The 13020-nt window shown below is 40.3% G+C and carries 16 protein-coding genes; 13 read left to right on the top strand and 3 right to left on the bottom strand.

Translation table 11 applies throughout. The annotated features are described in order from the left end of the window. The first annotated feature begins 5 nt into the window (after positions 1–5). The 6 genes from F3J02_RS07135 (at position 6) to cyoE (ending at position 5969) form a co-directional block, all read left to right on the top strand. Positions 6–776: an RDD family protein gene (locus tag F3J02_RS07135; RefSeq protein WP_167248332.1), complete on the top strand. Its 771-nt coding sequence runs from the start codon at positions 6–8 to the stop codon at positions 774–776. 299 nt (positions 777–1075) lie between these two features. Then, a complete protein-coding gene (cyoA, locus tag F3J02_RS07130) occupies positions 1076–2131 on the top strand; it encodes a ubiquinol oxidase subunit II (protein ID WP_167248331.1) in 1056 nt (351 codons plus the stop codon). Between the two features lie 3 nt (positions 2132–2134). Further along, positions 2135–4126, top strand: a complete 1992-nt coding sequence (gene cyoB / locus F3J02_RS07125; RefSeq protein ID WP_167248330.1) for a cytochrome o ubiquinol oxidase subunit I — start codon at positions 2135–2137, stop codon at positions 4124–4126. A gap of 4 nt (positions 4127–4130) precedes the next feature. Further along, positions 4131–4751 carry a cytochrome o ubiquinol oxidase subunit III gene (cyoC, locus tag F3J02_RS07120; RefSeq protein ID WP_004806016.1) on the top strand — a complete coding sequence of 207 codons (621 nt, stop codon included), beginning with the start codon at positions 4131–4133 and terminating at the stop codon, positions 4749–4751. Further along, on the top strand, positions 4751–5080 hold the full coding sequence (locus F3J02_RS07115; RefSeq protein ID WP_004806013.1) for a cytochrome o ubiquinol oxidase subunit IV: 330 nt from the start codon (positions 4751–4753) through the stop codon (positions 5078–5080). The genes cyoC and F3J02_RS07115 overlap by 1 nt, the downstream gene beginning before the upstream one ends. 10 nt (positions 5081–5090) lie before the next feature. Continuing rightward, entirely contained in the window at positions 5091–5969 is an 879-nt protein-coding gene (gene cyoE, locus F3J02_RS07110; RefSeq protein WP_167248329.1) for a heme o synthase, read from the top strand. A gap of 158 nt (positions 5970–6127) precedes the next feature. On the opposite strand, the gene F3J02_RS07105 is transcribed toward cyoE, so the two are convergent. Further along, entirely contained in the window at positions 6128–6622 is a 495-nt protein-coding gene (locus F3J02_RS07105; RefSeq protein WP_167248328.1) for a hypothetical protein, read from the bottom strand. A 175-nt stretch (positions 6623–6797) separates the two neighbouring features. On the opposite strand from F3J02_RS07105, the gene rpsF reads away from it, so the two are divergent. The 3 genes from rpsF to rplI are packed head-to-tail and all read left to right on the top strand — an operon-like array spanning position 6798 to position 7879. Beyond that, positions 6798–7181, top strand: coding sequence for a 30S ribosomal protein S6 (gene rpsF, locus F3J02_RS07100; protein WP_167248327.1), 384 nt, complete (start codon positions 6798–6800; stop codon positions 7179–7181). 11 nt (positions 7182–7192) lie between these two features. Continuing rightward, positions 7193–7420 carry a 30S ribosomal protein S18 gene (rpsR, locus tag F3J02_RS07095; RefSeq protein ID WP_000090661.1) on the top strand — a complete coding sequence of 76 codons (228 nt, stop codon included), beginning with the start codon at positions 7193–7195 and terminating at the stop codon, positions 7418–7420. 12 nt (positions 7421–7432) lie between these two features. Continuing rightward, positions 7433–7879: a 50S ribosomal protein L9 gene (gene rplI, locus F3J02_RS07090; RefSeq protein WP_004654410.1), complete on the top strand. Its 447-nt coding sequence runs from the start codon at positions 7433–7435 to the stop codon at positions 7877–7879. Positions 7880–7969: 90 nt separating this feature from the next. Here the strand turns inward: rplI and F3J02_RS07085 are convergent, their stop codons facing one another. Further along, complete coding sequence (locus tag F3J02_RS07085; RefSeq protein WP_167248326.1) at positions 7970–8524, bottom strand: NAD(P)H-dependent oxidoreductase; 555 nt, start codon at positions 8522–8524, stop codon at positions 7970–7972. A 134-nt stretch (positions 8525–8658) separates the two neighbouring features. On the opposite strand from F3J02_RS07085, the gene F3J02_RS07080 reads away from it, so the two are divergent. The 4 genes from F3J02_RS07080 to F3J02_RS07065 all read left to right on the top strand — a co-directional run bounded on the left by F3J02_RS07080 (position 8659) and on the right by F3J02_RS07065 (position 12226). Next, a complete protein-coding gene (locus F3J02_RS07080; RefSeq protein ID WP_167248325.1) occupies positions 8659–8994 on the top strand; it encodes a winged helix-turn-helix transcriptional regulator in 336 nt (111 codons plus the stop codon). A 120-nt stretch (positions 8995–9114) separates the two neighbouring features. Beyond that, on the top strand, positions 9115–10560 hold the full coding sequence (dnaB, locus tag F3J02_RS07075; RefSeq protein WP_005204716.1) for a replicative DNA helicase: 1446 nt from the start codon (positions 9115–9117) through the stop codon (positions 10558–10560). A gap of 60 nt (positions 10561–10620) precedes the next feature. Then, positions 10621–11694: an alanine racemase gene (gene alr, locus F3J02_RS07070; RefSeq protein ID WP_167248324.1), complete on the top strand. Its 1074-nt coding sequence runs from the start codon at positions 10621–10623 to the stop codon at positions 11692–11694. A gap of 61 nt (positions 11695–11755) precedes the next feature. Next, positions 11756–12226: a DoxX family protein gene (locus tag F3J02_RS07065; RefSeq protein ID WP_167248323.1), complete on the top strand. Its 471-nt coding sequence runs from the start codon at positions 11756–11758 to the stop codon at positions 12224–12226. A 53-nt stretch (positions 12227–12279) separates the two neighbouring features. Here the strand turns inward: F3J02_RS07065 and F3J02_RS07060 are convergent, their stop codons facing one another. Continuing rightward, positions 12280–13014 carry a proteasome-type protease gene (locus tag F3J02_RS07060; protein WP_167248322.1) on the bottom strand — a complete coding sequence of 245 codons (735 nt, stop codon included), beginning with the start codon at positions 13012–13014 and terminating at the stop codon, positions 12280–12282. Positions 13015–13020: the final 6 nt, after the last annotated feature.

Genomic DNA, 13020 nt, shown 5'->3' with positions numbered 1-13020 from the left:
AAATTATGCAAATTTACTTGGCTCGTAACAATCAACAAGCAGGACCTTATAATTTAGAACAAGTGAACCAAATGCTTGCCAGTCAACAAGTTTTATTGACAGATTTGGCTTGGCACGAAGGCATGGCCGAATGGAAAACACTTGGCGAATTGACACAAGGTAAACTTGTCTACGAACCTGTAGGTTACTCTCCTTTTAGTTCTCAAATTAAAACTGAAACGAACGAACCAACTTACACAATCAAAGTTGAGCGAAAGGCATCGGACTTGGCTTCTATTCCTTCGCGTTTTTTTGCAAAAGTGATTGATATATTTTTATGGCTCCCTGCCACATTTATTCTTACAAGCTTTTTTACGCCTGAACAAGCACAAAAGTTCACCCAACTCAATGAACAGCTGTTCCAGCTCATGGCAGATCGTTCATCAGACATTGCTTTAGCTCAAAAAGTTCAGGAAGAAATATTGACGGTTGTTCCCTCCCATGCGTGGATGGCAATGTGTGCCTATATTATTATCATGCTTATGATACAAGCTTTTTTGATTGGAAAATCAGGTCAGAGTATTGGTAAGAAATTAACCAAAATCAAAATTGTCGATGCTGAAACGTCTGAACCAGTCAGTACAGTTCGGGGCTTTTGGTTGAGAAGCATTGTTTTTATTATTTTAAATATAATTACGGTTCCATTGATTTCTGTTTTGGAATCTTTGTTTGCTTTTGGGAAAAAAAGACAAACTTTGCACGATAAATTGGCAAAAACCAAGGTCATTAAGCAGTAATCACAAATCGATAAACAAAAGAGGATTTATTCCTCTTTTTTTATGTATTAAGCTGATATCTATATAAAAAGCACAGATGCAAATAACAATCCCTACAAAATAAATCGGGTTTTAAAACAAGTATTTCACACGACTTTATGAGTAGCTTAGTTTTTCAATATAAGGCATAATGCCCAACAACGTTGCGGTGTCGCGTGATTGCTAAGCATTTTTTAACCAATCCTTATCAATCACGCGACACTTTAATCGCTATCCCATAATTTTAATTAGGGAATGGGACTCTTCACCGAGGTTGTAAAATGAGACAAACGATTTTAGCTGTATTGTCTTTATCAACGATGGCTGCGCTCTTGACTGGGTGCGGTGGTGATATGGTACTTCTAAACAATAAAGGTCCAGTTGGTCAAGGTCAAAGTAACCTGATGATGACTGCGATCTATTTAATGCTATTGGTGGTGATTCCATCAATCGTTATGGCATTATGGTTTGGTTGGAAATATCGCGCATCGAATAAAGATGCAGACTATAAACCTACTTGGGCACACTCAACGACAATTGAGATCGTTGTATGGGGTGTACCTGTCATTATTATTGGTATTTTAGCTTGGTTAACTTGGTGGGGTTCCCACAAGTACGACCCTTACCGTCCGTTAGAATCAGATAAAGCACCATTGACTATTCAAGCTGTCGCTGAACAGTTCAAATGGATTTTTATCTATCCTGAGCAAAACATTGCAACGGTAAACGAAGTACGCTTCCCAGAACAAACACCAATAAGCTTTAAGATCACTTCTAACTTCACAATGAACTCATTCTTCATTCCACAGTTAGGCGGCCAGATCTATGCAATGGCTGGTATGCAGACTCACCTTCACCTATTAGCAGACGAACCAGGTATCTTCCGTGGTTTCTCAGCAAACTATTCAGGTTACGGTTTCTCACAAATGCGCTTTAAAGCACATAGCGTGACTGAGCCAGAATTTGCACAATGGGTAGAAGCAGTGAAAGCTGGCAATGGTACAAGTATCAACCCTGAAGCAATTCAAAAAGGCACACTTGACCAAGCTGAGTTAGCAACACTTAAAGATGGTGATCGTTCTAAACACCAGATCGAGCATTTAGTGAATCGTGCTAAAGCTGCTGGTGATGAAGAAGCACTTGCTAAAGCTGAAGCGATGAAACCGTTCCCGACTAAGCCACACCCAGTGACTTATTACTCATCAGTTGAGCCAAAATTGTTTGAAACAATCATCAACCACTACATGAGTAACTATCACGGTGCTGACCATTCTGCTGGACATGATGCAACAGCAGAAACTCATGCTGCAGCAGAACACGCTGCTCAAGGGGAATAAGACATGGATATGATTTTTGGTAAATTAGGGTGGGATTCTATCCCGACTGAACCCCTTGTACTTGTCACCATGGTCTTTATGGCACTTGGTGCAATTGCTGTATTGGGCGGTATCACCTATTTCAAGAAATGGGGATATTTGTGGAATGAATGGTTTATCACTGTAGACCATAAAAAGATTGGTATCATGTATATCATCGTATCTGTAGTCATGCTGTTGCGTGGTTTCGCCGATGCGATCATGATGCGTCTACAACTTTTCCTCGCGAAAGGCGGCGGCGAAGGTTACTTACACCCTGACCACTATGACCAGATCTTCACCGCACACGGTGTAATCATGATCTTCTTCGTAGCAATGGGTCTCGTTGTAGGTATGATGAACATCTCTGTACCTTTACAGATTGGTGCTCGCGACGTTGCCTTCCCATTATTAAACTCTTTAAGCTTCTGGTTATTCGCTGGTGCTGCTGGTTTGATGATGCTTTCACTTGTATTAGGTGAATTTGCTGCGACTGGTTGGATGGCTTACCCTCCTCTATCTGGCATTCAATATTCTCCTGGTGTGGGTGTTGACTACTATATCTGGGCACTTCAGGTTTCTGGTCTAGGTACGCTTTTATCTGGTGTTAACTTCTTTGTTACCATCATCAAAATGCGTGCACCTGGCATGAAATTAATGGATATGCCAATTTTCACGTGGACTTCACTTTGTACGGCTGTATTAATCATTGCATCATTCCCTGTATTAACAGGTACGCTTGCAATGCTTACTTTAGACCGTTACTTCGGCTTCCATTTCTTCACAAATGAGCTTGGCGGTAGCCCAATGCTTTATGTGAACTTGATCTGGACATGGGGTCACCCTGAAGTATATATCTTGGTATTACCAGCATTTGGTTTATACTCAGAAATCGTTGCAACCTTCTCTCGTAAAGCGTTGTTCGGTTATAAGTCTATGGTGTATGCGACGATTGCGATTACTGTACTTGCATTCGTTGTATGGCTTCACCACTTCTTCACCATGGGTGCTGGTGCGAACGTTAACGCGTTCTTCGGTATCATGACCATGGTTATTGCGATTCCTACAGGTGTGAAAATCTTCTCTTGGTTATTCACAATGTATAAAGGTCGCATCACCTATACAACACCTATGTTATGGACGCTTGGCTTCCTTGTAACATTCGGTATCGGTGGTTTAACTGGTGTACTTATGGCTGTTCCACCTGCGGACTTCCTTGTACACAACTCATTATTCTTGATCGCTCACTTCCATAACGTAATTATCGGTGGTGTGGTGTTTGGTATGTTTGCCGGCATCATCTTCTACTGGCCGAAAATGTTTGGTTGGAAGCTCAATGAAGCATGGGGTAAAGCTGCGTTCTGGTTCTGGTTCATCGGTTTCTATTTTGCATTCATGCCACTTTATATCCTTGGTTTCATGGGTATGACGCGTCGTTTGAATACATATGACAACCCTGAGTGGGATCCATACTTGGCAATTGCATTGTTTGGTGCTGTTCTTATCGCGATCGGTATTGCATGTTTCTTAATGCAAATCATCGTTGGTTTCTTACAACGTAAGGACAACATGGACCATACAGGCGATCCATGGGATAGCCGTACCCTTGAATGGGCAACGTCATCTCCTGCTCCGTTCTATAACTTTGCGCATGAACCAGATGCTAGCGGTGTAGACCGTTTCTGGACTGACAAAGAAAATGGTGTAGCATACGCACGTAATACTAAATATGAAGACATCCACATGCCGACTGATCGTGCTGCTGGTTTTGTCATTGCAATGTTCATTACAATTCTTGGCTTTGCACTCATCTGGCATATTTGGTGGCTCGTTGTTGTTTCATTCGTTTCAGCTGTTGTTAGCTTGATCGTAAGCTCATTCACTAAGAATGTTGATTACTACGTTCCTGCTGCTGAAGTTGAGCGTATTGAAAACGAACGCTATGCTTTACTTGAAAAACACTTGAAGAAGGACTAAGGAAATGGCTGAAGTACTTCATCACGACAACCACGGCCACGATGGTCATCATGAACATGATGATACAGACTTAACGGTCTTTGGTTTCTGGACATACTTGATGAGTGACTTGATTCTTTTCGGATCACTCTTCATTGCGTTCGCTGTATTAAGCAGTCATATTCCACCAGGAACTCCAAGTGCATATGACCTGTTCCATGACTCATTAGGCTTCGTGTTAACTGAAACATTTGCCTTATTGATTTCATCGGTAACATTTGGTTTTGCTGTACTTGCATCTTATAAAAAGAATGTAAATCAAGTGATCACTTGGTTATTTGTTACATTCCTTTTTGGTGCATCGTTCATTGGTATGGAAATCTATGAGTTCCATCACCTTGTACACGAAGGCCATGGTCCAACTCACAGTGCATTCTTATCTGCATTCTTTACTTTGGTTGGTACACACGGTATCCACGTAACTTCAGGTTTAGTGTGGATGTTGGTATTAATCTACCAAATCAAAAAGAATGGTTTGACCTTACCGAATACACGTCGTCTTGCTTGCTTAAGCTTGTTCTGGCACTTCCTTGACATCGTTTGGATCTGTGTATTCAGCGTCGTTTACTTACTGGGAGTTCTCTAATGAGTAGTCATGACCATAATGCTGCAGGCGCGTCACACGGTAACTTTAAACAATACACGATTGGATTTATCCTTTCTGTCATCCTCACCATCATCCCTTTCGGGATGGTGATGGCTGGCGGTTTTAGTCGTGGCATTTTAGTTACAGTAATTGCAATTACTGCTGTTGCTCAGGTACTTGTACAACTTGTGTATTTCTTGCACATGAACACATCATCTGACCAACGTTGGAACCTTATTGCATTTATCTACACAATTTTATGTATCGCTGTACTCTTAGTCGGCTCTGTGTGGATTATGAATTACCTACACTACAACATGATGATCTAAACTGATTGTCATGTGGAAAAAGTACTTATTCCTGACTAAACCAGGAATTCTCTTCGGTAATTTCATTACCACCTTGGGCGGCTTCTTCTTAGCCGCCCAAGGCTCTATAGACTGCCTCTTATTATTACTTACCCTTCTCGGAACAACTTTAGTGGTTGCTTCTGGCTGTGTAGTCAATAACGTAATTGATCAAGACATCGATCAAAAAATGCAACGCACCATGAACCGCGCGCTTGTGACAAAGACCATTTCCCCTACTGTTGCCATGTGTTATGCATTGGTTTTAGGTGTGATTGGCTTTAGCATGCTCTGGTTCTATGTCAATGCTTATGCATTCTTGTTTGCTGTGATTGGTTTCGTGGTCTATGTCGGTTTTTATAGTTTGTGGAGCAAACGCACCACAATCCATCAAACCGTGATTGGTAGTATTTCTGGAGCGAGTCCACCTGTTATTGGTTATGTGGCTGTAAGTCATCAGTTCGATATGGCGGCGCTATTGATCTTTGTTGCATATGCTTTATGGCAAATGCCACATTCATGGGCGATCGCAATTTATCGTTTTGACGACTACAAAAATGCAGGCGTTCCTATTTTACCTGTAGCCCGTTCAATCCTTAGAACAAAAATTGAATCACTGATTTATGTGGTTTTATTTACTCTAGCGATGAATGCTTTATATGTATATGGATACACCAATATCGTGTTCTTGGTCATCTGCAACATACTTTGCATTTACTGGTTCTACATTGCTATTTTAGGATTCAAGGCCAAAGATGATCAACTTTGGGCCAAACGCTTTTTCCTTTTCTCAGTAATCCTCATTACTGTTATCAGTTTAAGCTTTAGCTTCACCTTTAAAAGCCCTGCACCATTCTTCCCTATTTTTTAAAAAGATAGAGCATTCTCTATCTTTTTATGCTCTCCCAATTTTTATCATTTCGTGCAATAAAAACATTTAGTTCTTTATTGCCTAAATGAAACATCATAGATAGATCTTCAAACCAGTTTTGCTTCTATAAAAATAAGATTAACTTTTACCACTCCCATCTAACCAAAAAATGCACTATCTTGCTCAAAACGTCTAAAGAATTGATCGATATTATGTGAGTATTTCTGATCTAATTTCTGCCATAAAGACTGAGGCAAGGGTAAAAACTCTAATGTATCCGAACCATCAGAAATCACACAAAAACGGATTTCATAATCTGGCTGCAAAATCTGATTGAGTGCTTTTAAGGTGGTATCTCGATCTGCACCCTCACCTTGATAAGGAATGATCAAAGCCTGATCTCGATAATAAAGGGTAATCATAAACCCTTGTGGATTATCTGCATTTTGTGTCTCTGTACCTAAACTTCCCGTTTGCAAAATATTTTCACAATATTCAACAATCGCTTCATCCTCCTCACGCCAATCGACGATCATTAAGATTTGGTAAATATCACCATCATATTGCTCAAAAACTTCCGAATATGCCTCCTCTGTATTCGACTGCAAAATCGATTCAATTAAAGTAACAGTCTTTATAAATTGTGGTTCCATTGTTATTTCCCTTTTTTATTTTAAAAATACAATCCAAAGACTATGGCAAATTTGCTTTATAGCGTCAATTTGCATATAATCCCCGCTTCGCAATTTGCGACATAGCTTTTAAAGCTATGACTCCTTGCTTCTAATTTTTTTAATTAGGGGCTGCTTAAACCGTAAGGAGCTGACAATGCGTCACTACGAAATCGTACTATTGGTACATCCAGACCAAAGCGATCAAGTTGTAGGTATGGTTGAACGCTATATCTCTCAGATCAAAGAAGCTGAAGGTCAAATTCACCGTTTAGAAGATTGGGGCCGCCGCCAATTGGCTTACCCGATTAACAAAATTCACAAAGCACACTACATTCTTATGAATGTTGAATGTGGTCAAACGACTCTTGATGAATTAGAAGAATTGTTCCGTTATAACGATGCAATTATTCGTAACATCATCATCCGTCGTGAAAACGCAATCACTGAAGAATCTTTACTTGCTAAGAGTGCTGAAGAAAAACGTGCGCGTAAAGCTCAACGTGAAGAAGCACAACAAGCAATTCAAGAAGCTGAATAAGGAGAACATCAATGGCACGTTTTTACCGTCGTCGCAAGTTCTGCCGCTTTACAGCTGAGAATGTTGCGTACATCGACTACAAAGATATCGACACATTAAAACAGTACATCACTGAAAACGGCAAGATTGTTCCTAGCCGTATTACAGGTACTAAAGCTCGTTATCAACGTCAATTAGCGTTAGCTATTAAACAAGCTCGCTATTTGTCTTTGATTCCGTACACTGACAACCATAAGTAAGTGAGGTGAGCTGTGGACGTTATCTTATTACAACGCATTAAAAACCTTGGTAAATTAGGCGACAAAGTATCAGTTAAAGCTGGTTACGGTCGTAACTTCTTGATCCCTCAAGGTAAAGCTGTAGCTGCAACAGAAGCAAACACTGCTGCTTTTGAAGCTCGTCGTGCTGAACTTGAGAAGCAAGAAGCTGAAGTATTAGCTGCTGCAAACGCACGTGCTGAACAATTGAACGAAGTTAACATCGTGATCACTGCTAAAGCTGGTGACGAAGGTAAACTCTTCGGTTCAATCGGTACTCGTGACATCGCTGATGCTTTAACTAATGCTGGTCTTGTTGTAGACCGTGCAGAAGTTCGTTTACCAAACGGTGCGCTTCGTCACACTGGTGAATTCAACATCGCAATCCAATTGCACCATGATGTTGTTGCTGAAGTTCTCGTTACTATCGTATCTGAGTAATTTCTGCAAAAAAAAGAGCATGTTTTACATGCTCTTTTTTTATGTCTATTATTTTGTTTTCTTAAATCACTCTATTTATTGAAAATGCAGTTAATGCATCTCTAATAAATATTTCACATAATTCACTGCACTCTGATTGATTTCATTCCCAGTAGGTTGAATCTCCCCTTCTTCCGGATTGGTATCCATTCCATAAAAAGCATACATTGGTTGGTAATCCGCCTTTACATAACGGGCTGTCAATTCAAATGGTAAACACAATTCTTTTAAACTAAATTGATATCGTCCATCAGTTGAATAGTCTTTCTCTTTGATCCCCGCTGAGACCGCAAGCGTTATTTTCTTGTCTTTTAATTGATGACCTGCGGAGCCATAAGCCCAACCATAGGTCAGTACATCATCCAACCATTGTTTTAATAATGGTGGGCAATTAAACCAATAAATCGGAAATTGAAAGACCAAATTTTGATGTGCTTCAACCAATGCTTGTTCTCTTGCCACATCAATATGACCGTCGGGATAATTTTGATAAAGTTCATGGATGGTGAATTCATCTGGATATTGAGCTAATTCCTCGATCCAGCGTTTGTTAATAACAGAATTATGAATATCAGGATGAGCAATAATCACGAGCGTTTTTTTCATTTCAAATCATCCCATCAGACATTTAAGTCGTTCAGTAATCGGCATGGAATTGATTATAAAAGTATGCTTTCAAGAATATAAGTACGGTCATTATGGTTATATACTAGACTAAAAGTTAGCGTTAGAAGAATACTATGGAAATTTGTGCACCACCCCATATTGACTTAGAACAAACAGATTTTGGATATACACTTTCCCTGATCAATGGAAAATATAAAATGATTATCATGTATTGGCTTTATCAACATAAATCCATCATGCGATTCAATGAATTAAAACGTTCAATCGGTAACATCTCATTCAAAACCTTAAGCTTAACCTTGAAAGAAATGGAAAAAGATCAGCTAATTATTCGCAAGGAATATCCACAAATCCCACCCAAAGTCGAATACAGTTTATCTGAACGAGGGCTATCATTAATTCCACTTTTAGACATGATGTGCCAATGGGGTGCATCCAATCGGCTCTAGCATTCAAACCACACTTTTTCGCCACTTACACAATTTTCACTGAATTAAATTGTCCCGATGACCTCCATTTGGATTAAGATAGTCATTCGGTTTGGTTTCATCTTTTTATTAGGTCTTGTTATGTCACAGGCGAATGCCAATTTTACAAAAAATTCTCCAAATACAGAGAGTAAAGTGAGTGACTCAGGTCAACTAAAAGAATTTCGCACTCCACCGCATAACCTTGCAATTGAGCAAGCGGTATTGGCAGCGTTAATGACGGTTGCAGAATCATTTGAACAAGTCAGTGACTTACTCAAAGAAAATGATTTTTATGCGACACGTCACAAATATATTTATCGTGCCATCGAAAAACTGGCACAGGAAAACTCACCGTATGATGCTGTTTTGGTCAATGACTGGTTGCTCAAACAAAACCTGTTAGATGCAATTGGTGGTGAAGAATATCTGATGCAATTGATGGCAGACTCTCCATCAAGCTTCTACAACCTTGAAATTTATGCAAATAAAATCAAGGAGTTCTCAACTCTGCGTAACATGATCAAAATCAGCAGTGATATTTTACAAAATGCTTATGACACCAAAGGGCGTCCAGTCAGCGAAATTCTTGATTTAGCAGAAACCAGTATTTTCTCTTTGGCAGAACAGCACAATAACAATAAAAAAGATTCAGGTCCTAAATCAATCAGCTCAGTGACTGCAGATGTGATTACCAAGCTAGATGAGCTGTCTAAATTAGATGGCAACATTACTGGTTTAACCACAGGCTTCTTAGAGCTTGATAATAAAACATCAGGGATGCAAGCCGGAGATTTGATTATTGTTGCAGCACGTCCATCGATGGGTAAAACTACGTTCGCTATGAACTTGGTTGAAAGTGTACTGCAATATAACCGCTTACCTGCTCTCGTATTCTCGATGGAGATGCCAGCAGACTCGATTGCGATGCGTTTGATCTCAGCAATGGGTAAAGTCCATCAGGGGCATTTACGTTCAGGTAATCTGGATGCCGATGAATGGACCAAAGTCACTGGGACCATTCTTCAGCTACAAGAAATGCATCTTTATATCGATGATTCATCTGCCCTGCCACCAACCGAACTTCGTGCACGTGCACGTCGTGTGGCTAAAATGCATGATGGTAAAATCGGCTGTATCATGGTCGACTACTTACAGCTGATGAAAGTCCCGGGCATGGGTGATAACCGTGTTGGCGAGATCTCGGAAATTTCGCGAAGCTTGAAAGCTTTGGCCAAAGAAATGCAATGTCCTGTAATTGCACTGTCTCAGTTGAACCGTAGTTTGGAGAACCGACCAAACAAACGGCCTGTAATGTCAGACTTGCGTGAATCGGGTGCGATCGAGCAGGATGCCGACTTGATCATGTTCATTTACCGTGATGAAGTCTATAACAAAGAATCTAAAGAAGCAGGTACTGCTGAGATTATCATCGGTAAACAGCGTAACGGTCCAATTGGTAGCGTTCGTCTTGCCTTCGAAGGCCAATACACCCGTTTTAGCAACCTCTCGCCTGAGTTCTATGCTCAATATGAGGATGAGGAATAAACCCTTCGCGATCCAAATTGCATTATCTCGTTTCCTAGTCGACCCAAAGGAGAAATCAGGGTGCGCCAAGCAACAGTTTATATTGACAGTGCAGCACTGCAATATAATTTAAACCGTGTTAAACAACTTGCTCCACATTCAAAAATCGTCAGTATGGTCAAAGCCAATGCCTATGGACATGGAGTTAAAAACTGTTTAGCCGCCCTTGAGGCCACGGACGCTTTTGGTGTCGCCTGCTTGGAAGAAGCTTTGGAGATCAGGCAACTGGGATACACGCAGCCGATTACGCTCATTGAAGGCGTGTTTTCTGAAGAGGAGATGCAACAGGTTATCGAACAGAAACTTGAATGTATCGTTCATCACAGCCAACAAGTCGAATGGTTGATTCAACATAAAGCTGCTTATAATGCGTTGGGCTTAAAGGTTTGGGTCAAACTAAATAGCGGCATGAATCGTTTAGGTTTTAAAGTCAATGAAATCATCGATATCATTCAACGCTTAAAAGCAGAAGGTTTTACCTGTGTACTTGCCATGCATTTTGCCAATGCTGATGTTGACCACCCTTTAAATGAGCAACAAAAGCAGCAATTCTTACAAGTCAAACAAGCCTGTGAACCAATCTTGGTGTCTTGCTGTAATTCTGCTGCAATTTATAAATACCCTGAATTGCATTTTGATTTTGTTCGTCCAGGTATCATGCTTTACGGTGCATCCCCATTTGCTGATAAAAATGTACATGAGCTCGATCTAAAGCCTGTCATGACCTTTAGTGCCGAAATCATCGCACTCAATCAGATTCAACAAGGTGAATTTGTCGGTTACGGTTCGACCTACTCAGCGTCATGTGCATCACAAATTGCTATTGTTTCAATTGGCTATGGCGATGGTTATCCACGTGCTTTTGTGAAGCAAAATTTTGTTGCCATTGATCAACAACTCGTTCCTGTAGTCGGTCGTGTCAGCATGGACATGATTGCCATTGATATCAGTCATGTTAAAGCTGAAATCGGCACAAAAGTCGAACTTTGGGGTCAACATCGTTTAGTGGATGAGGTCGCGGCTGCCAATGGAACGATTGGCTATGAACTACTTTGCCGCCTGACCCAACGCCCTGTGCGACAACTAGGTAACTAAACAATACTTGATCAACTTTTAGGTTTTATCTCTAATACAGTTTTAACAATTTAAGCCTCACATGTTAAAACTGATTTATGATAATCCGCTGTATAAAATGCCGATCCAGCAATTCGTGCTCTTTGTGATCCGAATTTCGATCGGTATTTTTTTCTTTACTACAGGCTTCAATAAACTTTTCGTTGAAAAAAATAAACTGATTATGCTGGAAACAATCATCGATGCAGGCATTCCATTTCCAGCAATCATGAGTACTTTTGTTTCAGCGACTGAAATGTTGGCAGGTTTATTTCTGATTTTGGGGTTATTTACTCAGATCAGCAGTATTTTCTTGTTTATGATTTGCCTGACAGCACTATACACAGTCGGAATTCATACGATTCCAAATGGCTTAGATCCGATTAGCTGGCTCAGTTGGTTCTTTTATGTGCATGATCTGCTGTACATGTTTATTCTAGCCATCCTTATCACATCTCGACCAAGTATGTTGTCGTTAGATCGCATTCTCAGCAAAAATATAGCAACAGCTTAGTTACGTCCCCCTAAAGCATCCATATATTCGCTTATGGGGGGGGCTAAGACAGGCTATAAACCATAATCTGTTGTTGGCTTTGGTAATTCTTGTAAACCACGGCGCAGCGTCTCGGACCACTGCCGACTAATCTGCGTAAAATACGGGTCATCCTCACCAATACGTTTACCTTCAGGAATTGTAAAACTGTCTTTATGGTAAACCAACGCATCTAAAGGTAAACCCACTGAAACATTAGAACGTAAAGTCGAATCAAAAGAAATCAATGAGCAACGTAATGCATCATCTAGCGGCGTGTCGTAGTGTAAAGCACGATCTAAAATAGGTTTACCGTACTTACTTTCACCAATTTGAAAATACGGCGTATCGGTGGTTGCACAAATAAAGTTCCCTTGTGGGTAAACATTATAAAGCTGCATTTCTTCGCCTTTAATCTGACCGCCAACCAAAATACTACATGAATAATTCATCTGTTCTTGAGTATCACTGGTAATGTCTTCAAGCACTTTACGTAAAGTTTTTCCAACCAACTCAGCCACTTCAAACATGGTATTGGCACTATACAAATTCGGCTCTTGGTGCAAAGCCAAAGCATTCTGCAAATGCCCAATTACGGCTTGAGTCGTCGCCAAATTACCCGCTGTTTGCAAAGCAATAAAACGTTCACCGTCAACACCAAAGGTATGCAACTTACGAAATACAGAAATATGATCGACCCCTGCATTGGTTCGGGTATCACTAATCAATACCAAACCCTGCTCTAATCTTAATGCGCAACAATAGGTCATCTTTCT

The sequence above is a fragment of the Acinetobacter sp. Tr-809 genome (genome assembly GCF_011753255.1).
Taxonomy (GTDB): domain Bacteria; phylum Pseudomonadota; class Gammaproteobacteria; order Pseudomonadales; family Moraxellaceae; genus Acinetobacter.
The sequence above is the reverse complement of the archived record's forward strand: the minus strand, read 5'-3'. Positions and strand labels throughout refer to the sequence as shown.

Coding starts and splice junctions, on each gene's coding strand:
- F3J02_RS07135 (WP_167248332.1), top strand. CDS start 6: ATGCAAATTTACTTGGCTCGTAACAATCAACAAGCAGGACCTTATAAT.
- cyoA (WP_167248331.1), top strand. CDS start 1,076: ATGAGACAAACGATTTTAGCTGTATTGTCTTTATCAACGATGGCTGCG.
- cyoB (WP_167248330.1), top strand. CDS start 2,135: ATGGATATGATTTTTGGTAAATTAGGGTGGGATTCTATCCCGACTGAA.
- cyoC (WP_004806016.1), top strand. CDS start 4,131: ATGGCTGAAGTACTTCATCACGACAACCACGGCCACGATGGTCATCAT.
- F3J02_RS07115 (WP_004806013.1), top strand. CDS start 4,751: ATGAGTAGTCATGACCATAATGCTGCAGGCGCGTCACACGGTAACTTT.
- cyoE (WP_167248329.1), top strand. CDS start 5,091: ATGTGGAAAAAGTACTTATTCCTGACTAAACCAGGAATTCTCTTCGGT.
- F3J02_RS07105 (WP_167248328.1), bottom strand. CDS start 6,622: ATGGAACCACAATTTATAAAGACTGTTACTTTAATTGAATCGATTTTG.
- rpsF (WP_167248327.1), top strand. CDS start 6,798: ATGCGTCACTACGAAATCGTACTATTGGTACATCCAGACCAAAGCGAT.
- rpsR (WP_000090661.1), top strand. CDS start 7,193: ATGGCACGTTTTTACCGTCGTCGCAAGTTCTGCCGCTTTACAGCTGAG.
- F3J02_RS07085 (WP_167248326.1), bottom strand. CDS start 8,524: ATGAAAAAAACGCTCGTGATTATTGCTCATCCTGATATTCATAATTCT.
- F3J02_RS07080 (WP_167248325.1), top strand. CDS start 8,659: ATGGAAATTTGTGCACCACCCCATATTGACTTAGAACAAACAGATTTT.
- dnaB (WP_005204716.1), top strand. CDS start 9,115: ATGTCACAGGCGAATGCCAATTTTACAAAAAATTCTCCAAATACAGAG.
- F3J02_RS07065 (WP_167248323.1), top strand. CDS start 11,756: ATGTTAAAACTGATTTATGATAATCCGCTGTATAAAATGCCGATCCAG.
- F3J02_RS07060 (WP_167248322.1), bottom strand. CDS start 13,014: ATGACCTATTGTTGCGCATTAAGATTAGAGCAGGGTTTGGTATTGATT.